The organism is Bacillus sp. F9_6S_D1_P_5, assembly GCF_054823925.1.
This window is the reverse complement of the sequence record NZ_JBTREW010000003.1, coordinates 245,257-268,654: the sequence shown is the minus strand read 5'-3', so window position 1 is coordinate 268,654 and position 23,398 is coordinate 245,257. Positions and strand designations below refer to the sequence as shown.

At 36.5% G+C, this 23,398-nt stretch carries 26 protein-coding genes; 19 read left to right on the top strand and 7 right to left on the bottom strand.

The window, feature by feature from the left end; translation table 11 throughout:
* Window positions 1–23 precede the first annotated feature (23 nt).
* Window positions 24–239, bottom strand: coding sequence for a YrzA family protein (locus tag ACUXEY_RS06175; protein ID WP_000010984.1), 216 nt, complete (start codon window positions 237–239; stop codon window positions 24–26).
* Between the two features lie 136 nt (window positions 240–375).
* Here ACUXEY_RS06175 and ACUXEY_RS06170 point away from each other — a divergent pair, with 136 nt between their 5' ends.
* From ACUXEY_RS06170 to ACUXEY_RS06110, 13 genes are all read left to right on the top strand, one after another.
* The gene (locus ACUXEY_RS06170) at window positions 376–1,014 is read left to right on the top strand and encodes a class I SAM-dependent methyltransferase (RefSeq protein WP_461300294.1); all 639 of its coding nucleotides are present in this window, start codon (window positions 376–378) and stop codon (window positions 1,012–1,014) included.
* 14 nt (window positions 1,015–1,028) lie between these two features.
* The gene (gene mtnN, locus ACUXEY_RS06165; RefSeq protein ID WP_461300293.1) at window positions 1,029–1,724 is read left to right on the top strand and encodes a 5'-methylthioadenosine/S-adenosylhomocysteine nucleosidase; all 696 of its coding nucleotides are present in this window, start codon (window positions 1,029–1,031) and stop codon (window positions 1,722–1,724) included.
* A gap of 82 nt (window positions 1,725–1,806) precedes the next feature.
* Window positions 1,807–2,730: an O-acetylserine dependent cystathionine beta-synthase gene (locus ACUXEY_RS06160; protein ID WP_166702872.1), complete on the top strand. Its 924-nt coding sequence runs from the start codon at window positions 1,807–1,809 to the stop codon at window positions 2,728–2,730.
* A 3-nt stretch (window positions 2,731–2,733) separates the two neighbouring features.
* The gene (locus ACUXEY_RS06155) at window positions 2,734–3,867 is read left to right on the top strand and encodes a bifunctional cystathionine gamma-lyase/homocysteine desulfhydrase (protein ID WP_166702871.1); all 1,134 of its coding nucleotides are present in this window, start codon (window positions 2,734–2,736) and stop codon (window positions 3,865–3,867) included.
* Between the two features lie 258 nt (window positions 3,868–4,125).
* Window positions 4,126–6,729, top strand: a complete 2,604-nt coding sequence (gene adhE / locus ACUXEY_RS06150; protein WP_461300292.1) for a bifunctional acetaldehyde-CoA/alcohol dehydrogenase — start codon at window positions 4,126–4,128, stop codon at window positions 6,727–6,729.
* 126 nt (window positions 6,730–6,855) lie between these two features.
* Entirely contained in the window at window positions 6,856–7,083 is a 228-nt protein-coding gene (locus tag ACUXEY_RS06145) for a YrhC family protein (protein ID WP_166702869.1), read from the top strand.
* A gap of 156 nt (window positions 7,084–7,239) precedes the next feature.
* Window positions 7,240–8,187: a helical backbone metal receptor gene (locus ACUXEY_RS06140; RefSeq protein ID WP_429600256.1), complete on the top strand. Its 948-nt coding sequence runs from the start codon at window positions 7,240–7,242 to the stop codon at window positions 8,185–8,187.
* 5 nt (window positions 8,188–8,192) lie between these two features.
* Complete coding sequence (locus ACUXEY_RS06135) at window positions 8,193–9,221, top strand: FecCD family ABC transporter permease (protein WP_440167451.1); 1,029 nt, start codon at window positions 8,193–8,195, stop codon at window positions 9,219–9,221.
* Window positions 9,208–10,026 carry an ABC transporter ATP-binding protein gene (locus ACUXEY_RS06130; RefSeq protein WP_461300291.1) on the top strand — a complete coding sequence of 273 codons (819 nt, stop codon included), beginning with the start codon at window positions 9,208–9,210 and terminating at the stop codon, window positions 10,024–10,026. The genes ACUXEY_RS06135 and ACUXEY_RS06130 overlap by 14 nt, the downstream gene beginning before the upstream one ends.
* The gene (locus tag ACUXEY_RS06125; protein WP_461300290.1) at window positions 9,993–10,388 is read left to right on the top strand and encodes an ankyrin repeat domain-containing protein; all 396 of its coding nucleotides are present in this window, start codon (window positions 9,993–9,995) and stop codon (window positions 10,386–10,388) included. Before ACUXEY_RS06130 ends, ACUXEY_RS06125 begins: the two co-directional genes overlap by 34 nt.
* A 308-nt stretch (window positions 10,389–10,696) precedes the next feature.
* The gene (locus ACUXEY_RS06120; RefSeq protein ID WP_461300289.1) at window positions 10,697–11,203 is read left to right on the top strand and encodes a GNAT family N-acetyltransferase; all 507 of its coding nucleotides are present in this window, start codon (window positions 10,697–10,699) and stop codon (window positions 11,201–11,203) included.
* Between the two features lie 56 nt (window positions 11,204–11,259).
* Complete coding sequence (locus ACUXEY_RS06115) at window positions 11,260–11,718, top strand: GNAT family N-acetyltransferase (protein ID WP_461300288.1); 459 nt, start codon at window positions 11,260–11,262, stop codon at window positions 11,716–11,718.
* Between the two features lie 111 nt (window positions 11,719–11,829).
* On the top strand, window positions 11,830–12,207 hold the full coding sequence (locus ACUXEY_RS06110) for a hotdog family protein (protein WP_048531311.1): 378 nt from the start codon (window positions 11,830–11,832) through the stop codon (window positions 12,205–12,207).
* 33 nt (window positions 12,208–12,240) lie between these two features.
* Here the strand turns inward: ACUXEY_RS06110 and ACUXEY_RS06105 are convergent, their stop codons facing one another.
* Complete coding sequence (locus ACUXEY_RS06105; protein WP_001020700.1) at window positions 12,241–12,786, bottom strand: helix-turn-helix domain-containing protein; 546 nt, start codon at window positions 12,784–12,786, stop codon at window positions 12,241–12,243.
* Window positions 12,787–12,943: 157 nt separating this feature from the next.
* On the opposite strand from ACUXEY_RS06105, the gene ACUXEY_RS06100 reads away from it, so the two are divergent.
* Window positions 12,944–13,348: a DoxX family protein gene (locus ACUXEY_RS06100; protein WP_461300287.1), complete on the top strand. Its 405-nt coding sequence runs from the start codon at window positions 12,944–12,946 to the stop codon at window positions 13,346–13,348.
* Between the two features lie 21 nt (window positions 13,349–13,369).
* Window positions 13,370–14,227 (top strand): VOC family protein, encoded by an 858-nt coding sequence (locus tag ACUXEY_RS06095; protein WP_166702864.1) that lies wholly within the window; start codon window positions 13,370–13,372, stop codon window positions 14,225–14,227.
* A gap of 17 nt (window positions 14,228–14,244) precedes the next feature.
* On the opposite strand, the gene ACUXEY_RS06090 is transcribed toward ACUXEY_RS06095, so the two are convergent.
* The 3 genes from ACUXEY_RS06090 to ACUXEY_RS06080 all read right to left on the bottom strand — a co-directional run bounded on the left by ACUXEY_RS06090 (window position 14,245) and on the right by ACUXEY_RS06080 (window position 19,232).
* Entirely contained in the window at window positions 14,245–14,559 is a 315-nt protein-coding gene (locus ACUXEY_RS06090; protein ID WP_166702863.1) for a 4a-hydroxytetrahydrobiopterin dehydratase, read from the bottom strand.
* Window positions 14,540–16,294, bottom strand: coding sequence for an aromatic amino acid hydroxylase (locus tag ACUXEY_RS06085; protein ID WP_461300286.1), 1,755 nt, complete (start codon window positions 16,292–16,294; stop codon window positions 14,540–14,542). Before ACUXEY_RS06085 ends, ACUXEY_RS06090 begins: the two co-directional genes overlap by 20 nt.
* A gap of 190 nt (window positions 16,295–16,484) precedes the next feature.
* Window positions 16,485–19,232: a S8 family serine peptidase gene (locus ACUXEY_RS06080; protein WP_461300285.1), complete on the bottom strand. Its 2,748-nt coding sequence runs from the start codon at window positions 19,230–19,232 to the stop codon at window positions 16,485–16,487.
* Between the two features lie 296 nt (window positions 19,233–19,528).
* Here ACUXEY_RS06080 and ACUXEY_RS06075 point away from each other — a divergent pair, with 296 nt between their 5' ends.
* Entirely contained in the window at window positions 19,529–20,767 is a 1,239-nt protein-coding gene (locus ACUXEY_RS06075; RefSeq protein WP_461300284.1) for a TolB family protein, read from the top strand.
* Between the two features lie 40 nt (window positions 20,768–20,807).
* Here ACUXEY_RS06075 and ACUXEY_RS06070 read toward each other — a convergent pair whose 3' ends face one another.
* Window positions 20,808–20,930, bottom strand: coding sequence for a DUF4023 domain-containing protein (locus ACUXEY_RS06070; protein WP_000071861.1), 123 nt, complete (start codon window positions 20,928–20,930; stop codon window positions 20,808–20,810).
* A gap of 69 nt (window positions 20,931–20,999) precedes the next feature.
* Window positions 21,000–21,338, bottom strand: a complete 339-nt coding sequence (locus ACUXEY_RS06065; RefSeq protein WP_166702859.1) for a phosphoglycerate mutase — start codon at window positions 21,336–21,338, stop codon at window positions 21,000–21,002.
* A gap of 123 nt (window positions 21,339–21,461) precedes the next feature.
* Here ACUXEY_RS06065 and ACUXEY_RS06060 point away from each other — a divergent pair, with 123 nt between their 5' ends.
* The 3 genes from ACUXEY_RS06060 to ACUXEY_RS06050 all read left to right on the top strand — a co-directional run bounded on the left by ACUXEY_RS06060 (window position 21,462) and on the right by ACUXEY_RS06050 (window position 23,383).
* Window positions 21,462–22,064, top strand: a complete 603-nt coding sequence (locus ACUXEY_RS06060; RefSeq protein WP_461300283.1) for a histidine phosphatase family protein — start codon at window positions 21,462–21,464, stop codon at window positions 22,062–22,064.
* 18 nt (window positions 22,065–22,082) lie between these two features.
* Entirely contained in the window at window positions 22,083–22,619 is a 537-nt protein-coding gene (locus tag ACUXEY_RS06055) for a delta-aminolevulinic acid dehydratase (protein WP_461300310.1), read from the top strand.
* 263 nt (window positions 22,620–22,882) lie between these two features.
* On the top strand, window positions 22,883–23,383 hold the full coding sequence (locus tag ACUXEY_RS06050; RefSeq protein ID WP_000236600.1) for a DoxX family protein: 501 nt from the start codon (window positions 22,883–22,885) through the stop codon (window positions 23,381–23,383).
* The last annotated feature ends 15 nt before the right edge of the window (window positions 23,384–23,398 follow it).

Genomic DNA, 23,398 nt, shown 5'->3' with positions numbered 1-23,398 from the left:
TCCTCAGGAGCTTCTCTTTTTTATTAGCGTAATTTCTTTAATTTAAAATGAACAACCGCGCTATAATACGGTCTTTTGCTTTCAGGATCCATAACCATTTGATGCGAGATGTGATGAACTTCAAGCATAAGTGCTTTATTATTATCGATTTGTTCACTAATTTTTCGTTCTAAAGAAGCTAAGTCTCCCGCTTCAAAAAATTCTACTTTATCTTCTAACATTTCAAAGGTAAATGACATGAAGACGGCCCCTCTCCTATGTAATCAACTATAGTGTAACAAAGAAAAGAAGGAAATACCATGTACATTTCAATTGACATTTTTAGAAAGAGGGAATATCATACTGATAAAACCGATAAGAAAAAGGGGAATTTTTATGGGTACAGAATTTAATGGTTTATTTGATGAGTGGGCTCATACGTACGACTCATTTGTACAAGGCGAAGATATACAATATAAAGAAGTTTTCGCCCATTATGAGGACATTCTAGAGGATGTAGTTAACAAGTCATTTGGTAATGTATTAGAATTTGGTGTTGGTACTGGTAATTTAACAAATAAATTATTACTTGCTGGCCGCACAGTTTATGGTATAGAGCCGTCACGTGAAATGCGCATGATTGCAAAAGAGAAATTGCCGCAAGAGTTTTCCATTACAGAAGGTGATTTTCTTTCATTTGAAGTCCCGAATTCAATTGATACCATAGTAAGCACCTATGCATTTCATCATTTAACAGATGATGAAAAAAATGTAGCGATTGCGAAGTATAGTCAATTGCTAAACAAAGGTGGTAAAATAGTGTTTGCTGATACGATATTTGCAGATCAAGATGCATATGATAAAACTGTTGAAGCAGCAAAACAAAGAGGTTTTCATCAGTTAGCAAATGATTTGCAAACGGAATACTATACACGTATTCCAGTCATGCAGTCTATTTTTGAAAACAATGGCTTCCATGTAACGTTTACGAGATTAAATCATTTCGTTTGGGTAATGGAGGCAACTAAGCAATAGAAAGAGGGATTAGATTGAGAATTGCTGTAATTGGAGCAATGGAAGAAGAAGTACGTATTTTACGTGACAAATTAGAACAAGCAGAAACAGAAACGGTTGCGGGTTGTGAATTTACGAAAGGACAATTAGCAGGACATGAAGTAATCTTGTTAAAGTCTGGTATTGGTAAAGTAAATGCAGCGATGTCAACGACAATTTTATTAGAAAGATATAAGCCTGAAAAAGTAATTAATACTGGTTCAGCTGGTGGATTCCATCTTTCTCTAAATGTTGGAGATGTAGTTATTTCAACAGAAGTTCGTCATCATGACGTAGATGTAACAGCATTTAACTATGAATATGGGCAAGTACCAGGAATGCCGCCTGGATTCAAGGCTGATGAAGCATTAGTTGCATTAGCTGAGAAATGTATGCAGGCAGAAGAAAATATTCAAGTTGTAAAAGGTATGATTGCAACAGGTGATTCATTTATGAGTGATCCGAACCGCGTTGCAGCAATTCGTGATAAATTTGAAAATCTTTATGCAGTAGAAATGGAAGCAGCAGCTGTTGCGCAAGTATGCCACCAATATGAAGTTCCGTTTGTTATTATTCGTGCACTTTCTGATATTGCTGGCAAAGAATCAAATGTTTCATTTGATCAATTTTTAGATCAAGCAGCTCTTCATTCTACAAACTTTATCGTAAAAGTACTAGAAGAGTTAAAGTAATGTAACAAAAAGGCAACTGTCTCATATAAAGAAAATACATACAGTTGCCTTTTCTTTATTGGCAAATAAGGGGGAGAACACGATGAATGTATATCGTGGAGTTCATGAGTTGATTGGTCATACACCAATTGTAGAAATTACTCGTTTTTCACTTCCAGAAGGGGTCCGTTTATTTGCAAAGCTTGAATTTTATAACCCAGGTGGAAGCGTTAAGGACCGTTTAGGAAGAGAATTAATCGAAGATGCGCTAGAAAAAGGGCTTGTTACCCAGGGTGGAACAATTATTGAACCGACTGCTGGAAATACTGGTATTGGACTGGCACTTGCAGCGTTACAACATGATTTACGCGTTATTGTTTGTGTACCAGAGAAATTTAGTATTGAAAAGCAAGAACTAATGAAAGCACTGGGCGCAACGGTTGTGCATACACCAACTGAACAAGGAATGACCGGCGCAATTGCAAAAGCAAAAGAATTAGTAAATGAAATACCGAATTCATACTCTCCAAGTCAGTTTGCGAATGAAGCAAACCCGCGTGCGTATTTCAAAACACTAGGTCCTGAACTTTGGGACGCATTGAATGGAGAGATTAACATATTTGTTGCAGGAGCAGGAACTGGTGGGACATTCATGGGGACTGCATCTTATTTGAAAGAAAAAAATATAGATATAAAAACGGTTATTGTGGAACCAGAAGGATCCATTTTAAATGGTGGTAAAGCTGGATCGCATGAAACAGAAGGGATTGGCCTTGAATTTATCCCGACATTTTTGAAAACATCTTATTTTGATGACATTCATACAATTTCTGATCGAAATGCATTTTTAAGAGTGAAGGAATTGGCGCAAAAAGAAGGACTGCTCGTTGGGAGCTCTTCAGGAGCTGCATTTCATGCAAGTTTACTTGAAGCTGAGAAAGCGGCGCCAGGTACAAATATTGTAACGATTTTTCCTGATAGTAGTGAGCGCTATTTAAGTAAAGACATATACAAAGGATGGGAATAAAAAATGAGAGCAAAGACAAAGTTAATTCATGGTATTCGCATAGGAGAACCTTCAACTGGATCTGTAAATGTACCGATTTATCAAACAAGCACGTACAAACAAGAAGCAGTTGGTAAGCATCAAGGATATGAATATTCACGTACAGGCAACCCAACACGTGCAGCTTTAGAAGAAATGATTGCTGTATTAGAAAACGGTCATGCTGGTTTTGCATTTGGTTCAGGAATGGCTGCTATTACAGCTACAATTATGTTGTTCTCAAAAGGTGATCACGTTATTTTAACAGATGATGTGTACGGTGGAACGTACCGCGTTATTACGAAAGTATTAAACCGCTTCGGTATTGAGCATACATTTGTAGATACAACAAACTTAGAGGAAGTTGCAGAAGCGATTCGTCCAAATACGAAAGCGGTTTATGTGGAAACACCAACGAATCCATTACTGAAAATTACTGATATTAAAAAAATATCTACTCTTGCTAAAGAGAAAGATTTATTAACAATTATTGATAACACATTCATGACGCCATATTGGCAGTCACCGATTTCTTTAGGAGCAGACATTGTACTTCATAGTGCAACGAAATATTTAGGAGGTCATAGTGACGTAGTTGCAGGTCTAGTAGTTGTAAATAGCCCGCAATTAGCAGAAGACCTTCACTTTGTACAAAATTCAACAGGAGGCATTCTTGGCCCACAAGATAGCTTCTTACTACTTCGTGGTTTAAAAACATTAGGAATTCGAATGGAAGAGCATGAAACGAATTCACGCGCTATTGCTGAGTTTTTAAATAACCATCCAAAAGTAAATAAAGTATATTACCCAGGCCTTGAGTCACATCCAAACCATGAACTTGCAACAGAACAAGCAAATGGATTTGGTGCTATTATCTCATTTGATGTAGATAGCGAAGAAACATTAAATAAAGTACTTGAGAAATTACAATACTTTACACTTGCTGAAAGTTTAGGAGCAGTAGAAAGTTTAATTTCTATTCCATCTCAAATGACACATGCATCAATCCCAGCAGATCGTCGTAAAGAGTTAGGAATTACAGATACATTAATTCGCATTTCTGTCGGTATTGAAGACGGTGAAGATTTAATTGAAGATTTAGCACAAGCGCTAGCATAGTAAAAATGCACTGCTCATATAGGCAGTGCATTTTTATTATGCTATTTTGTGAAAAAATTCACAAAATAGACATACACAAATGGAATCATTTCATGTATATTAAGTTCATGAAATGTTACTCACGAACAAACTTGTGAAATATTTCACAAACAATGAGGTTCATGTAGGGAAGCAACTCTATTTTTTTGCGCTAATCGGGACTAATTATGACCTATAGGGTCTTATTCAGTCCATGGTAGCAGAATAGGAGGAATTTACATGGTAGTCAAAGAGAAAGTTGTAAATGAAATGCAGGAAGTAAAAGAGATGATTGATGCGTTAGTGAATAACGGTCAAAAGGCCTTACAAGCATTAGAAAGTTTTACACAAGAGCAAATTGACAACATTGTTCATGAAATGGCATTAGCAGGTGTGGATCAACATATGCCACTTGCAAAGTTGGCTGTTGAAGAAACGGGTCGTGGTGTATACGAAGATAAATGCATTAAAAATATTTTTGCTACTGAATATATTTGGCATAGCATAAAGAAAGATAAAACAGTAGGGATTATTCACGAAGATCCTCATGAAGAAATAATAGAAATTGCGGAACCGGTCGGTGTAGTAGCTGGGGTAACGCCGGTAACTAATCCAACATCGACAACGATGTTTAAAGCATTAATTGCGATAAAAACGAGAAATCCAATTATTTTCGCATTTCATCCTTCTGCACAAAAATGTTCCATTGCAGCGGCGAAAACAGTATATGATGCAGCAGTGAAGGCGGGGGCGCCAAAACATTGTATTCAGTGGATTGAAAAACCTTCTGTTGAAGCAACGAAACAATTAATGAACCATGAAGGAGTTGCGCTTGTTTTGGCCACTGGAGGAGCAGGTATGGTGAAATCAGCTTATTCTACTGGAAAACCAGCGCTAGGTGTAGGTCCTGGTAATGTACCATGTTATATAGAGAAATCAGCGCATGTAAAAAGAGCAGTTAATGATTTAATTTTATCAAAAACATTTGATAACGGTATGATTTGTGCATCAGAACAAGCAATCATTGTAGATAAGGAAATTTATGATGATGTGAAAACAGAAATGATTGTAAACAATTGTTACTTTGTAACAGAAGAAGAGAGAAGAAAATTAGAAAAGCTTGTTATTAAAGAAAATACATGTGCAGTAAATAGTGATATTGTTGGGAAATCAGCACAGTACATTGCCGCATTAGTCGGAATTACTGTACCTGAAGATACAAAACTACTTGTAGCTGAAATAAAAGGTATCGGAGCAGCGTATCCACTATCTCGTGAGAAACTGAGTCCAGTATTAGCTTGTGTAAAAGCAAATTCATTAGAAGAAGGATTTACATATTGCGAAGAAATGTTAAACCTCGGTGGTTTAGGACATTCGGCAGTCATCCATTCTGTAAATAAGGAAGTGCAAAAGCAATTTGGATTACGTATGAAAGCTTGCCGCCTTATTGTAAATGCTCCTTCATCACAAGGTGGAATCGGTGACATATATAATGGATTTATTCCATCACTTACACTTGGTTGCGGATCGTATGGGAAAAACTCAGTATCTCAAAACGTAACAGCGACGCATTTATTAAATATAAAAAGGTTGGCAAATAGAAAAAAGAATATGCAGTGGTTCAAATTACCACCGAAAATTTATTTTGAAAAACATGCGACAGCATATTTAGCAAATATGCCTAACATTTCAAGAGCATTTATTGTAACGGATCCAGGAATGGTTGAGCATGGATATGTAGATACGGTCTCGCATTATTTACGTAAACATGCAAATGATGTGAAAGTGGAAGTTTTCTTTGAGGTTGAGCCAGATCCATCAGATGAAACTGTGTTTAAAGGTGCGGAAATGATGAAAAGTTTTCAGCCAGATGTAATTATCGCACTTGGTGGTGGTTCAGCGATGGATGCAGCGAAAGGCATGTGGCTTTTCTATGAGTATCCAGAAACAACATTCTATGGAATTAAACAGAAGTTTTTAGATATAAGAAAACGTACGTGTAAATATCCGAAATTAGGGAGTAAAGCGCAGTTTGTTGCCATTCCAACAACATCAGGAACAGGATCAGAAGTGACACCATTCGCAGTTATTACAGATAAGAAAAATAATATAAAGTATCCACTTGCAGATTATGAATTAACGCCAGATGTAGCAATTGTTGATCCGCAATTTGTAATGACAGTACCACCACATGTAACAGCAGACACTGGGATGGACGTATTAACGCATGCAATTGAGGCGTATGTGTCTGTTCTAGCAAATGACTATACAGATGGGTTAGCATTAAAGGCCATTGATCTCGTATTTAAATATTTACCAAGAGCATTTAAAGATGGAAATGATGAAGAAGCACGAGAAAAAATGCATAATGCTTCTGCAATCGCAGGAATGGCATTTGCTAATGCTTTTCTAGGTATTAATCACAGTTTAGCACATAAAATTGGACCGGAATTCCACATTCCGCATGGGCGTGCGAATGCGATACTTATGCCGCACGTAGTTCGCTACAATGCTATTAAGCCAAGAAAACACGCATTGTTCCAAAAATATGAACACTTTGTAGCTGATGAACGCTATGCACATATTGCGAGAATGCTCGGGCTTCCAGCAAGTTCGGCGGCAGAAGGTGTGGAATCACTCGTTCAAGCAATTATTGAACTTGGAAAAAATTTAAATATAAATATGAGTATTGCAGGACAAGGGGTTGCTAAAGATCAATTTGAAGAGGTTGTTGGATTATTAGCAGAAAGAGCTTTTGAAGATCAATGTACAACAGCTAATCCAAAACTCCCTCTCATTTCAGAGCTGAAAGAAATTTATATGGAAGCATATAAAGGTGAGTAATCGTTATGAAAGAGTCGCCATAAAGCGGCTCTTTTTCTTTTGGAAAACATCTCCCAGAATGGCTGTATTTACTTGTCTTTAAGTGTGATAGAATATGATACAGTGAAATGGAGGAGTGAGAATATAATGAAAGAATTACAAGAAAAAATAGAAGATTATACTCGGTTCGGACAAATTCTTCTCGCTGTAAGTACATTATTAATGGTTGGCTTATTGATTCCGAATGGAGCAAAAGAAACAATACAACCTTTTGTTATGATGGGGAGCATCGTTATATTTTTAAGTTTATCTTTCTTTTTCTTTCAGCGTGTGAAAGTGATGCGAGACGAGTTAGAGGGAAATGAATGTGAATAATATAGATAAATAAAGCGTTACAAAAAGAAGGGATCTTTTTGTAACGCTTTTTGTTTTTTCTAGAAAATGTATGCGGTTTATATTGACAATGATAATCCTTATCAATTAAAGTAGAATAGTAGTTAATGATTATCATTATCAGTTAGAGGTGAAAGAATGAAAAAATCTATTACGCTATTCACAGCGATTTTATCTATTTTTTTCTTATTAATAGGTTGCAGTGCAAAAGGAGACGAAAAAGCATCTGCAACAAAAACAGAAAAAGGAAAAGAGAAAATCGAAGTTACCGACCTGTCAGGAAGAAAGATAACATTCGATAAAGTGCCAGAGAGTTTTGCAACATTAAGTATGGGAGACATGAATATTATTCATGCGTTAGGCGGAAAAATAGTAGGTCGTCCGGATGCAAAAATAACTCTTCCAGAGGATATAAAGAAGGTTCAAGTAATCGGGAATGCGCATCAGCCAAATTTTGAGCAAATTGCTAGCTTAAAGCCAGATGTACTTATTGCTAACAATGGATTCCAAAAGAACATTCCAACGGTTGAAGGACAAGGAACGAAAGTAATGATTTCTTCTGCGAATTCTGTACAAGATATTCAAAAGAATATTGAACTATATGGAACGATTATGAAGAAAGAAGATAAAGCAAAAGAACTTAACCAAAAAATTAATGATCAAATGAAGACATATGAGAAAAAAAGCGATGTGAAAGCATTGCTAGTGTATGGAGCACCAGGTACTTATTTAGCAGCATTACCAACATCTTTATCAGGTGATATTTTAGAAAAAACAGGCGGGAAAAATATTGCAGCTGATTTTCCAGAAATGAAGGAATATCCGCAATATGCGCAGCTAAGCGTAGAACGCATTATTGAGGCGAATCCAGATGTGATTTATTTAATTACACATGGAGATCCAAATAGCGTTAAAAAAGCATTTGAAGGCGAAATGATGAAAAATGAAGCGTGGAAAAATTTAGATGCAGTAAAGCAAAATCGTGTCGTTATTTTGCCACCAGACTTATTTGGATCAAATCCTGGAACAAAGGTTACAGAAGCGATGGACTTTATGTATAAAAGTATACAAGATGTAAGGAAATGATAAGTATGGATAGTAGTGAAGTAGTAAGGGAAAAGGAACATCCTTTTGCGAAAAAAAGGTGGGTAATAGCAGTTACTTTAGTTGTATTAACGATTCTAGGTCTTTTTTACGGTCTTTTCGCAGGAAGCCTATCCTTTTCTTTACGAGATATTCTAACAGGGATACAAGATGAAGGTTCGACGGTTCATCGAATTGTATGGGACCTTCGTATACCGAGAGTGCTCGTTGGATTTATAGTAGGAACATGTTTAGCAGCATCTGGTGCACTGCTGCAAGGGGTTATGAGAAATCCTCTTGCAGACCCTGGTATTATCGGGGTTTCATCTGGAGCAGGCCTTGTAGCAATTGTAATTATGATTTTATTCCCTCAGCATATGGCTTTCTTACCGCTCGGGGCGTTTTTAGGAGCTTTCATAACGGCGATGGTCATTTATGCTTTATCATGGCAAAAAGGGGCACCGCCTTCAAGGATTGTCTTAGTAGGTGTATCAATCAATGCATTAATTGGTGCAGCGACGTCAGCGTTAATGTTATTACATAGTGATAAAGTGCAATCTGTGTTACCGTGGTTAGCGGGCGGCATTGGTGGTGTAAGTTGGGCACATTTAAACATGATTATTTATTATGCAATATTCGCTATTATATTAGCCTTCTTTGGTATTAAGCATATTCGAGTATTAATGCTAGGAGATGAGATGGCGAAGTTATTAGGTCATAACGTGGAGAGAAGCCGCTTTTATTTAATAGTAGTAAGTACATTATTAGCTGGCATTGCAGTTAGTGTTTCTGGTCTTATTGGATTTGTCGGTCTTGTCGTACCACATATGTTACGTTTATTAGTTGGAAATGACTATAAATATTTACTGCCATTATCATGCCTTGGCGGGGGGATATTACTTGTTTTCGCGGATGCGATAGCTCGAAGTTGGTTCGATCCAATTGAATTGCCTGTTGGTATTTTATTATCCTTCTTAGGCGGTCCGTTCTTCTTATATTTGATTCATAGAGGAGGAAAACGAAGTGATTTCCGTTAACAAAGTGTTTTACGCACATTCTGAAAGATTTCAAATGCAAAATATGAATGTACATATTAAAGCTGGAGAGGTCGTTAGTTTAATTGGACCGAATGGATCGGGGAAATCTACTTTGCTTCGTTTAATGGCAAGACTACTTAAACAAAGCGAAGGGGATATCATTTTAGATGGAAAAAGTATTCATACGATGAAAAGTGCCGATGTAGCGAAGCAATTAGCGATGTTACCACAAATGCATGATCATCAATTAGATTTAACAGTGAAAGAATTAATCGAATTTGGAAGAGGCCCTCATAAATCATGGAGAGGTCACTTAAATAAAGAAGATGAAGAAATTGTTGATTGGGCATTGTCTGTTACAAATCTTGAAGGGTATGAATATCGTCTTTTACAATCATTATCAGGAGGAGAAAGACAACGTGCCTGGATTGCAATGACGCTAGCACAACGTACAAATGTCTTGTTATTGGATGAGCCAACAACCTTTTTAGATATCGTTCATCAGTTGGAAGTAATGGAACTTGTGAAACGATTAAACGAGGAGTTTGGCATGACAATTATAATGGTTTTACATGATATTAACCAAGCGGCTCAATATAGTGATCGTTTACTCGTATTAAAGCGAGGGAAGCTTCAGTATGACGGTATACCAGAAGAAGTGTTATGTCATGAAATGTTTCAACGTGTGTTCGGCATCGAGGTAGATATTTTTCAAGGAAGCGACAAGCCATTTTTTACACCGAAACGAATTTCTAAAGGAGGAGGAGCAAGATGCGAACAGAAGAATGTATTACCACTGAGTTAGTAAGGGAATTTGTTATGGCAGCTCATGGAGATTTAGAAAAAGTACAAGAACTGTTGGCTGAATCGCCAAGCTTACTTCATGCCTCTTACAATTGGGGAGGATCAGATTGGGAAAGTGCGTTAGGAGCAGCAGCACATGTAGGTCGTAAAGATATTGCTCTTTATTTATTAGAAAAGGGCGCTCGAATGGATATTTTCGCGGCCGCTATGCTTGGTGAATTAGAAGTTGTACAAGCTATTTTAGTGGCACAACCAGAAGCATTACGTGCAGCTGGTCCACATGGTATTTCCCTTCTTCAGCATGCACGAATGGGTGGAGAAAAAGCACAGCGTGTATTTGAGTACTTAACGGTGCTCTCTTAATAACCGCAAAGGTTCTTATGTGCGGTAAACTTTTCACTTTCATATAATTGAAAAGTTTACCGCCCGTTAGAACGGGATAAGTATCTAGTATAATTGAAAATCCTACACCCCCCTCAATTGTAGTTTTCTTTATGCTAGTTATGATATGGATGCAGTAGACAACATTTGTCTACTGTCTTTTTTTATTCTTTCGAGATTGAATATTCTGTATTCCTTCTTTAGTTCCTTTATAATAGATAGTAACATTTAGTATATATCCAAAACATGATCGTGTAGTTAAGTACAAATTCGTGGGAAGGAGTGCAGAAATGTTTCATACAGATCGTTTACAAATTCGCAAATATACAATGGATGATTTACAGTTCTACGCTTCACTATGGGGAAATGAGAGGGTAATGCGCTATATTGGAAATGGGACGTTAAAAACATATATGCAATGTAAAAAAAGTTTGGAGGAATGGGTAATTCCTAGCTATAAAAACGGTCTCGGTTTATTTGTATTGATTGAAAAGGAAACGGGAATACGAATTGGTCATGCAGGATTAGTAAAGCAGCAAATAGATGGAAAAGAGGAAATTGAAATTGGTTATTGGTTATTGCCTCAGTATTGGGGAAAAGGTTATGCGAAAGAAGCTGCGGTAGCATTTCGAGAATATGGCTTCCAAGCATTACGAATGAATAAGTTAATTTCTCTTATTAATCCAGACCACCCCGCCTCAATATTTGTTGCTAGAAAAACTGGGCTTAGTTATGAGAAGACAACTTCATTTCATGGGATGGATGTTCTCGTTTATTCCATTAAGCGAGTTGGGTGAAAAAAGGTAAATTGCATCTTTTGAAGAATGGTATATAAAAATAAAGGGGGGATTACATGTACATTTATCATAATGGACTTATTATTCGTGAGGGAACGAATGGTGTACCTGCATATGCAATTAAAACCTTATTCGAAGATGCCGGTTGGAGCAATGATAATATTCCTTCTTGGCAAATTGAAAAATTTACGATAGCATTTGAAAATTCAACATGGGCATTCACAATATGGGATGAAGAAGAGATGGTTGCGATGGTTAGAGTCATTTCTGATGGAATCATGGTCGCGAACATAGTAAATTTAGTTGTGAAATATGAATATAGAGGGAAGGGATTAGGCAAGAAACTTGTCGATCTTTGTTTGCAAAAGCTACCACATGGCGACTGGTTTGCACATACATCCGCGAGTAATTTTGATTTTTATAGAAGTTGTGGTTTTGAGGTGAGAGAGCTATCGAGAAATGGAACATGTGCGTATTATGGGTATCAAATAGCAAAAAAAGATGGGCATCGATAAAGAGAACAAGTAGCATGGAAAAGGGCTCGATATTTTAATAATATAAACTGAACTAAGACTCATTTTATGATAAAATGAAAGAAAATTCTGTTTATTATTAGGGGGATAAAAATGAGTATAAAAATTGGGGATGTATTTAAATACGAAAGAAGATTTACTGAAGAAGAGGTTTTTGAATTTGCAAATATTACAGGAGATAAAGGTAGACATCATATGGAATATGATGAAAATGGACGTTTAATGGTTCATGGTTTATTGACTGCTAGCATTGGAACGAAAGTAGGTGAAGAATTACATTACATAGCAAGAGAATTAGTAAGTGAGTTTATTAGACCAGTTTTTACAGGAGATACGATCACTTGTGAATTAACTTTAACAAATATTGAACAGATGGAAGGGTACAAAAAGGTTTCAATCGAGTCAGTTTATCGCAATCAAGACGAAAAAACTGTACTAGTTGGGACAAGCTATGGGGTTATAAGGGGATAAAAAAGAAGCCTGATTTGCAGGCTTCTTTTTTATTTAATAAACACGTTTTCGATTTTCTGCATGACTAGAGATAAGTAATAATGCAGTTTCTTCCCCTATATTACGAACGATATGAGGAACACATGCATTCCAGGAGAAAGAATCACCTTCTTCTACAATTGCAATATCTTCTCCATGTTGAACTTCTAGTTTTCCGCGTAATACAAGGTGACACTCTTCCCCTTCATGGGCATTTGGTGTGTTTTCTTTCGGAAACCCAGCAGGGATTTCTACGAGATTTAGGCGAAGGCCACCTTGTTCTGCCACATGTTCAATTCTCTGTTCATCTTTTCCATATACACTGTATTTACGCTCTACCTTTTTGACAACTTTCAGCCGATCTTTTTGTTCTAATAATAAATAGGGAAGCGGAACGTTTAAAAAATTGGAGATCGTTTCTAAAGTTGAGATAGATGGTGAAGTTTTATTATTTTCAACTTGGCTCATAAATCCTTTAGAAAGACCTGTTCCCTCACAAATTTGTGCGATTGTTATGCCTCTACGTTGACGAATTTCACGTATTGCAGAACCAATATTCATAAAATCAAGCTCCTTTTTTGTAAACAACTATTTGTATCATAGCAAAAAAAATATATTTTTTCCCAGTGAAAATGAATTGACGAATAAAAAAAATTAGTGTATGTTTTGTAATGTAAATAAAAGTTTTGTATAAGAAAACTATAAAGGAGAGAAAGAAATGAATCAACATATCGGTAACTTAATTATTCGTATCGTGTTAGGGGTAACGTTCTTTATGCACGGTTTAACAAAATTCCAATCGGGGATTGACAATATTGCAGGGTGGTTCACAAGCATTGGTTTACCAGGAGGACTTGCATACGGTGTAGCAACAGCGGAAGTAGTTGGTGGTCTATTATTAATTCTTGGTTTAGGTGTAAGATATATTGGATTATTATTCGCACTTGTTATGGTTGGCGCAATTGTAAAAGTAAAATGGTCAGCTGGTTTATTAGGAGATGGGAAAAATCCTGGCTTCGAATTAGAGCTTGCATTGTTAGTGATGGGTGCGTACTTATTTGTTGCGAAAGCAGACGGTTTTGTAGATAATTTCATCAAAGAGAAAATGTCAAAGAAGAACTAAATTACATGGGGGGCTAACAAGATGAGTTTTCAACTTCATCCCGACACAACACTTGATGTTGTTCATTTATATGTATCAAATATAAAGAAATCACTAGAGTTTTATACAGAAGTACTAAGTATGAAAGTATTAAAACAAGATGAAATGGCCGTTACATTTGGTAATGAAAATAACGAACCACTCCTTATCATTGAAGAAAAGAAAGAAGCTTTACCAAAACAAAGAGGGAGAACGGGGTTATATCATTACGCAATGTTATTACCGAGCAGACAAGATTTAGCGAATATCCTTCGTCATCTTGTAGAAATGGTGTATCCACTGCACGGCGGAGCCGACCATTACTTTAGTGAGGCCCTTTATTTAGCTGATCCAGATGGAAACGGGATTGAAATTTATCATGATCGCCAAAAAGAAGTTTGGCGTAATGAGAATGGAGAATTACCATTTGTTAGTAACCCGTTAGCTGGTGAAGAATTATTACAGCAAGGAAGTGCATGGAATGGTTTCCCAGCTGGTACTGTGATGGGGCATGTTCATTTCCATGTAGCTGATTTAGAAGAAGCGAAACGTTTCTATGTGGATGGTCTTGGTTTTGAAGTAACAATCCCAGCTCGAAATGGTGCGTTGTTCGTATCAGCAGGCGGCTATCATCACCATATCGGTTTAAATACGTGGCAAGGTGAAGGGATACCACCGCAAATGCCAAATTCCGTTGGATTGAAATATTTTACAATTGTACTAGCGGATGAAAAACAAAAAGAGCAAGTATGTGAAAGCTTAAAAAATATTGGCAAGATTGCTACGTACAAGGATGGAATATTACAGGTCGAGGATCCATTTGGACATAGTATTCATTTCAAAATAAAAGGAGAAGCCTAATAAAGGCTTCTCTTTTTTTACTTTCTTATAATGGCTTTTTCATTTTGGACAAATAGTTTATCAAATTGCTTCGCAAGCTCAAAATCGAGTTTCGTTAAACCTTTTGCATTCCATGAGGACAAAGTAATAATGACTGCTTTATACTGGATAAGAATAAATGGATGGTGATTATGTTCTTCTGATAGTTTGGCGACTTCAGAGACAAATTCGACTCCTTTTAAGTAGTCGGAAAACATATATTTTCGTTCAATCCATCTTTCATCTTTTATCATCCATTTATCTACTGTCAATAATTCTTCTTGAACTTCTTCCTCAGTTAATCGTAGCATCATTTTTCACATCCTTTGCAGATAGTAGTGCAAGACCATTGTTAATAAGACGTGTTACAGCTTCGTCAGTTGTGAAAGTAGAAAGTTGTTGTAATAATGCTGCGGATGTTTCATGCCCTTTGTTATGCTCTAAAAGCAACTCTAATATTTCAAGGCGAAGCAGCCATTCTTTCGCATAAAATTTATTTAATACTTCTTGAATTGCTACTAGCTGTTCGATATGAGCTTCGTGTAAAATACTTTCATTTCGAATATCGCGAACCGTTTGATACATACGATCTAGCTCAGTTAATGTAAGAGGTGCTGGAGTTGTTTCTATTTCTTCCTCAGCTGGGAAGAACGATGCCGCATCTGCCGCTCCTGGGAATACAGAAGTGATTTTTGAGCCAACAGCCATATCAAAAGCACCCCATGAAGCATCAAATAATAAACGGTCTTTATAAGTAACGGTGCAATCGATAAAGGAGATAAGAATGATTTTTTTATCATTTTTTTCAATTGCTGTTACCGTTCCATTTACATGGATACCACTTGCAAAAGTAAAGGATGCTTTATTTCCAGTTGTAATTCCTAATGATTGTAATTGTTCATCTGTACAGTTTTCTAATGCAATATTTTCAGTAAGTAATCCAATTGGTGTTCCAAAGCCGTCACTGTGTACAGCGGTAGAGTGATCCGCTATTTGTTTATTATGAATGGATAATGCAGTTGGTGAATTTGTACGCATGTAAATCACTTCACCTGCATCGTTTTCAATCGTCTCGCTAAATGTACCTGTAATTTGTAGTCCGCTATTTAGCTCAGCAGTTGCATGGTTTTCAGAGCGAATCGCTTTTTCTAAACCTTCTTTACCACCTGTTTTAAAGGCCATCGTTTCAGAGAACTTCTCAAGTGCCTCTGTTAACTCTTCAAAGGAGTCACAAACAAATAGTTGAGGTTGCATTTTTGTTACGTCATAAGTTGTTCCTGTACAAGCTTCAATAGAAAAAGGAACTTTTTCTACAGCGTCTGTTAAGCAATGTTTACTTTCACCAACAGAAGAAAGGAGACCAGCACCGTAGATTTTTGGATCGTCTATATTTCCAATTAACCCGTATTCTACCGTCCACCAGAAAAGGCGTGAAATTTGTTCCGCTTCTGATAAACCAGAAACTAATTTTTGTTTTTCAATTACCGCATTTTCAGCATCTGCAACTTCTTCAGGTGTAGAAGTCGGGCTTTCTTTTACGATTGTTAATATACGAACAGCTTCAAACGCATCATGTTCTTCTTTTGTAGAGAAAGCTTTTGCTCCAATTTGTCCAAAGCGTTTTACATACTTTGCATATGTAGGATCAAGTAAAATTGGTGCGTGGCCTGCAGCTTCATGAACGATATCAGGAGCCGGTGTATACTCGATATTTTCTACTTTACGAATATCTGTTGCAATTGGTAATAACCCGTGTCCCTGAAAATCAAAGAACGCTACGCCTGGAATAAGTCCATCAATCGTTACAGCTCCCCAGCCACTTGGTGCTAAACATTCATTCATTTCTTCTACTTTAGGAATAGCGTCTATATTTATACCAGATGATTGTAATCCGTTTACGTAGGCTGGATGAGCAACGTCTTTTAAGAAACTATGATTTTGTCTCATAATGTAACGCCATACAGCGTGGTTCACCGGTGTGTATTGATCATAATGTTGTGTGGATACGAATGGTTTTAAATGCGATGGAATTTCTGTTTTCTTTGTCATTTAAACATCCTCCTTTTTTCTATAAAACTGTATATCGATTCTGTATAGCTTGTCTCACCTCTCTTTAAATTGAAAGCGCTTATAAAAATTCTATCATAACATTCAGAATTATTTAACAAGTGTTTATGTGAGAAATAGAAAAAGCCCCTATCGGAACATTGGATAGGGGCGAAAGAATCTTGGTATGACCTTATTTTACTTCTAAATCAACATTTAAATTAGTTGTATTTCCAGCTGCATCAGTTGCTACAATATGAATTGTATTCTTTCCTTGTTGTAATTGATTACGATCGAAATAAATTTCATAGTTTTTCTCCCAAGAGTTTAAGAACGCACTTTCCCATACGCCATTACCGTTAATCTCATATTGCATTCTCACTGGAACACCAGGTGCAACCCAACCAGATTCTGTCATCCAATCTAGTAGAATATCATCAACGTTTCCTCTAATAATAAGATTTTCTTGATCAATTTCGTGTGTTAACTTAGGGGCTGTTCGATCGATAAATACAGCTCCTGTTTGCTTTGTTTCTCCACCAGAGTTAGAAGCAACAGCTTCGATTTGGTATAAGCCATCAGGCAACGGAGATCCGTCCGTTCTTGTACCATTCCATTTGAAAGATTTATAACCAGGTGTTTCGTTTTTACCTTGATATACCATGCCTTGATATGTCACGCGGTCTTTCGTAATTAAATTAGCATGAAAGGCTATGTCTTCAACTGGTGTAACTAAATAGTAATTGATTAGGTTGTCATCTAATATATTGTCATTATTTGGGCTGAAAGTAGAATTAACGATTTCAACGCCATCAATACGCTTGTATTCTTTCGGATCGATGCTAAATGTAAATGGAATAGGCATTTCTTCTTTTGTTCCTTGGTCTTTTACATACAGATTTCCTGTATATACACCTTGTGGTAAGGAGCTATCTACAGTAATAGTAAAAGGCTTTTCGATGTTACTATTTGGTTTCAAACTAATCGAAGAAGGGAAAGAAGTCTGGATTTTTGTTTTTGTATCTAGTAATTCAATACGAGTTGAAAAGTTTTTCTTTTTGTTAGAAAGATTTTGTAACGTAATATTTTGTGTTAGTTTCACTTTGCCGCTATTTGGCTTAATAAGACCGAAACTTACATTGTTCGGTTTCACTAATGCATCTGTTTGAGCTGCTTTTGGAATGTTAATTAAACCTGAACCTTGTGCCATGACAGGATATGTATTTTCATTGACATCTTTTAATGTTTTTGCAGTGTTGGCAAGAGCAGATTTCAATTGTTCTGTCGTCCAATCAGGATGCATTTGACGCAGTAAAGCAACGGCTCCCGCTACTTGCGGAGCAGCCATACTTGTTCCGTTGTGAGATTCATAGCCACCTCGTGGCACTGTGCTTGTAATCTTTACTCCAGGTGCAATAACATCAGGTTTTATAAGCCAACTTCCTTGTGATGGTCCTCTTGAGCTGAAGTTACCAATAAGTTCGGTTTTGTTTGATTGTCCAATCTTTATATTTTTCTTTCGTTTTGTAATTAAAGTTTTCAACTCTTCGCCATTTGTATTTGATAGCTGCATAACCGGAAGAGCTACATCTTCACGTCCAAAATATTCGGGCATAATATTAATTTCTTTTTCATTAGAGATTAGTAGTACCCCGATAGCGCCAGCTTGTTTCGCTTGTTCTGCTTTTACTAATGTGCTTGAAGTTCCTTGTAAGACGAGAGCGAACTTACCCTTCACATCTTGTTTAGCGTAATCGCTTGAATTACCGTAGCCAACATAGACAAGTTGAGCATCGTTTCCTACTTGGAAATCTGCTTTTGATAACGGTAATCCTTGGTAAGATTTATTAGAACCAGCTACTTGGAATGTCGGGAATGGAATAGAAACAGTAGATGCACCAACAGAGATGACACTACTTGCATTACCAGGAGCATCAACAGACCATGGCTTTGGTCCATCGTTTCCATTTGAAACGACTGCAGTAACACCAAGTTTTGCTGCGCGTTCTAACGTCATTGTTACAGGTTGATCAGGGACATTCAAATCTTGACCGAGAGATAGATTTAAAACATCTGCACCATCTTGAATAGCGCGCTCAATACCTTGAATAATATCATCGGTCGTACCAGTGCCACCATCATTCATAACACGGTAAGCGAGTATAGAAGCGTTCGGAGCAATCCCTTTTATCTTTCCGTTACCAGCAATAATCCCTGCAACATGGGTACCGTGGACATTTCCATCCATCGGATCATTATCTTCATCGACTGTATCGTAGCCGCCAATATAATTTGCTTGTAAGTCAGGATGTGTATAGTCTACACCTGAATCGATAACAGCGACTTTCATTCCTTTTCCATCAAGCGGTTTGCCAGATGGATCTTTTAGTTTCCATGCTTCAGGAGCACCGATTGTCGGCCCGCCGACATTTGGCGCTTCTTCGTTAGTAGCACTTTTTGCTGTTTCATGTAATTTATATGTTAAGTTCGGATAAATTGCCTTTACTTCAGGTAAAGAAGCTAAAGCAGCAACTTGATCTCCTGGGATAGAAATAGAGAATCCAGAAAATAACGTACTATACGTTTCTTTTATTTTTGCTTTCGGTGCTTTTTCTTTAATTTTCTTTGTTGTATCCTCTTGTGCCTTTTTTAGTTGTGCATGGTATGATTGCGCATTGCCATTTTTAAAATCTGGAGTATGCTGAATGTTACTTTGTGAAGCGAGCGGAGCATGTTGCAACTCTACAATGACTGAAATTTCTTTTGCTGTTTTTGTTTCAACATTTTGCGCAATTTTGTTTTCTCCCCATTGTTCAATATTTGCTTTTAACTGTGGGCTAAATTGCTTCTCCTTTTGCAGCGATTCAGCATGTGCGCTTAAAGCTCCGAAACTAGAAAAGACGAGCGCCATACTTAATAGTGTAGATGTAGTTTTTTTCATTGAAACTCCCCCTAATAAAAAGTTCCAATATTCCGAAAATTTATCTTGCATTTTTATTATGAAATATAAAATCAAATGTTGGCTAAAATATACTTTCGACATAATTCATACCAATCCTCTTTGAATTAAAAATTTCTTGGGAAATTTTTTGATATTATGTCGAATGGCTAATATTCAGCGAGAAAAGCAAATCTTTATTGCATATAAATCCACAACATTTATGCAATTAATCTGGAGCAAAACTCGCATATAGTAAGCTGAATATGAGGAATGCTATAAGAAAAATGGAGGGACGTATGAAAAAAATTATCGTGAGTAGTAGTGTGGGTTTGTTTATTTTTTTATCTTCAATTTTTAGTACTAGTGCGGAACATAATGGAACGAGAGTTGCTTTTATTCGTCATCATAACCTTTGGATTAAAATTGATGGGAAAGAAAAACAAATAACAAAAGGTGAGTACATAACAGGACCGAGATGGTCTCATGATGGAGAATGGATTGCCTATGCGAAAGGAAAGAAGCAAAACACATTGGAATTGTACCGACTGGAAGATGGAAAGAAAGTTAGCCCATTTCAATCTGAAGTATCAAATTATCAATGGTCACCGACAGAGAATACAATTGCATTTGTATTTGCGAATACGTTAAATACGTTTGACGTTCAAAAAAAGAATGCTGATTTTGAAAATGTATCAGCTGGTGTAGGTGATTATGCATGGTACCCTTCTGGAAAGAACTTTCTTATATCATCTGAAGCACACTTACTTCCAACAGGATGGACAGGAGCCCAGCTATATGAAGTGCAAAAAGATGCACATATGAATCCTCACAAAATGAAGCATTTGTATGCATTGCCAAATGAGCATGATGATTTTCTAGCGCTAGTTGCAAGTGGATTTGAGTGGTCACCAGATCGAAAGTGGATTTCATTTTTAGCGGTACCGACAGCTTCATGGTCAGCTGATAGTAATACGCTTTGCTTAGTTCGAGCAGATGGCAGCCGGTTTGAAAAGATAGATCAAATGTTATTAAACACACAATGGTTCAAATGGGCGCCATCTAGCAACATATTAGCCTATATTGAAGGAAGCGGGAGAGTTGCGTTAGAGAATAAACATTTAAAAGTAAAAGAATTGCCAGTACTTCAGCAGAACACATTTACGCCGAAAGGATATGTCGATTGGGATTTTGCATGGAAGAACGACAAAGTAATTATCGTTTCGAGGGCAAAAGAGGCAGGAATAGAAACTCCGCCGGAAAAAAGGCCACTGCCATCTTTATATGAGATTGATCGTACAAGCGATAAACAACATCAAATTACAAAGCCACCTCATAAGCAGGGTGATTATCATCCAATCTTTATAAAGAAGAGCAATCACTTAATATGGATACGTTCAGACCGTAAGAAAGCCAATGTATGGCTTGCCAATAGTGATGGAAAGCAAGAAAAGAAGTGGATTGAAAATATAGATGTACCAGAGTGGTATTATGAGAAATGGAATTGGGAGAATGTCATTTCGGTAAAAGAAGAATAAAAAACCTGCCTAAAAGATAATTTTAGGCAGGTTTTTATTGTTATTTATGCGTTTTATTTGGCTTTTTTTTCGCTGGGTTTCCGTTCCCTTGGCGCTTTCTATTTTGTTCATCTTTTGCTTGTTTTTCGTGCAGTGTATCTAAAAAATCATTCGAGTTACTCATTTTTATATCGCTCCTTTCATTTCGTCCTAATTACTATAACCATTTAGGAGGATAATCATGAGATAAAAGTTAAGCACTTAGTTTTCTTCTATAGTATACGTAAAATATGCCATACGTAATAAATAGCATAAATAAAATTTGTAGCTCTACATTTTCTTTTAAAATAGTTGCGACAGAAGGTGGTAAGTAAGGTGACGCGTTGCTCGTTCCTACACCTAACCATTTGTTTAAGAGGTTAATGATACAAAACATAAAAACACCAGACCAGCTTGCAATAATTGCTTTCTGCTTAATTTTTGTTTCCCGTTCATCATCTGTAATCCAAGGATTAGCAGTTTTATCACTACTAAAAAATCCGTTTATATATACCCATATGATCATTCCGATTAAGATGGTTATCCATTTCATATTTGTGATTCCCCTCTCTCTTGTAAAAAGTATTTTACATATCGGTTTTTTATATAGCAGGAATAATGGATGAGATAGGGAAGAAATTATGTTGAAGGATTTCATAGAGAGAGGAGGGTGGGTATGAAACTCGTCTTTGTTCGGCACGGTGAAGGAGAACATACAAAGGACTTGCCGTCAAGTTTACAAGTGTTGCATCCCCCATTAACGGATGAGGGAAGGAATCAGGCTAAATTACTTCAATGCAATGTGCCATTGCAAGAAACGGATATATTAATTGCTAGTCCTACACTTAGAACTTTACAAACGGCGACAATATGGAGTGAGAAGGTAGCTTGTCAAAAAATCGTCCATCCATATGTATCCCCGCGTATTTTTCCTTATCGAGAAGGAGCGAAAACATTACCATGTGATCACATAGTAGATCAGGGAATAATAACAAATTTATTTCCACATTTTTCGATAGAGAAAAACACAAATCAGCAGTTATGGACGGAAGGTATAAATACTATTTCAGAACATAGCTTTCAGCAAATAGTAGATGAATTTCTTCTTTGGTGTTATGAGCTAGGTGCGGAAAGAATTTATATTGTATCTCACGACGGGACGATTACAGCATATAGGCAATATTTACAGAAAGTCGTGTTAACTAGATCTGATTTTTTGCAGGAAACGGGTATATATGAAATGAATCTATCCCTTAAAAGTTTGATTGATGAGATCTAATGATAGGATGGAGGGTGTATATTGAATGTTGCACTAGTAGTTGGTTTTAATTCTGATTTAGAGGCGCAATCAATCCGAGCCTCTCTTGAATATTTTGGAGCAAGAGTTATAACATATTGGATTGGTAGACCGAAAGATTTTATGGAAGTTATTTCCAGTAAGAATGTATTTAATGATATCAATTATATTATTTTTTGCTTTCATGGTGAGGAAGGAAAGTTTGTCATGGAAGAGTTAGGTGAAGATATATATGAACAAGATGAACCGAGAGGATACTTTGGTGCAGAAGAAATTTATAAATATGCAAAATTGCATAATACGCATATTGTAAATAGCGGGTGTACGTTAGGGGAGCAAAAACTAGCAGAATCTTTTTTGCGTAGTGGGGAGAAATCGTATATTGGATCGATAGATTATGTAGATGGGAATGCAGCACTTATGTTTACAATACGCTTATTTTATGGGCTTATTAGCTATGAAAAAACGTTAGAAGATGCTTTTCAAGAGGCGAAATTAATCAATGAGGAGACACATACATTTCAATTCTATAAATAGAAAAAACACGTTTATTCTATATTCGAATAAACGTGTTTCACATTTAACTCACATTTTTTTTACATTTTCTTCAATGAAAACCATTATCACTTATGGTATGATATGTTCAAGTTTTTACAGGTAATAAAAGTTACTATATAAACGTTAGTTTTTAATGTTTCATACACATTTCACGAATTATTCATAATTAACGTTTAAAAAATAAGTAACTAATGTTATTATATTAATTGTAACTAACTTAATTACAACTTTAGGAGGAAGATATGGTTATTCAATTTTTAAGAGAAAACAAAGCAGTTTCTTTTGTGTTAGCGGTAATCCGCGTGTATCTTGGTTACACATGGTTAATGGCTGGAATCGGTAAACTACAAGGAAAAGGTTTCGATGCAACTGGTTATTTACAAGGTGCAATTGAAAAATCTAAAGGGGCACAACCGGCTGTTCAATCTTGGTGGGCATCATTTTTACAAGATTTCGCAATTCCAAACGTTGATCTATTTAATACACTTGTAACGTGGGGAGAAATTTTAGTCGGAATTGGTTTAATTGTAGGCTGTTTAACAAAAACAGCGGTCTTTTTTGGCCTTGTAATGAACTTTTCCTATATGTTTAGTGGGTCAATTGGAGTGAATCCTGAAATGGTTATCTTATCTATGTTCGTTCTGGTTTCTGGTATGAATGCTGGTAAATTTGGAATAGATGGTTTCGTTATTCCGAAAGTATTAGGATCAAAAACTCAAAAACGCCAAAAGCAAGCTGCTTAATATATGAAAGCGGGT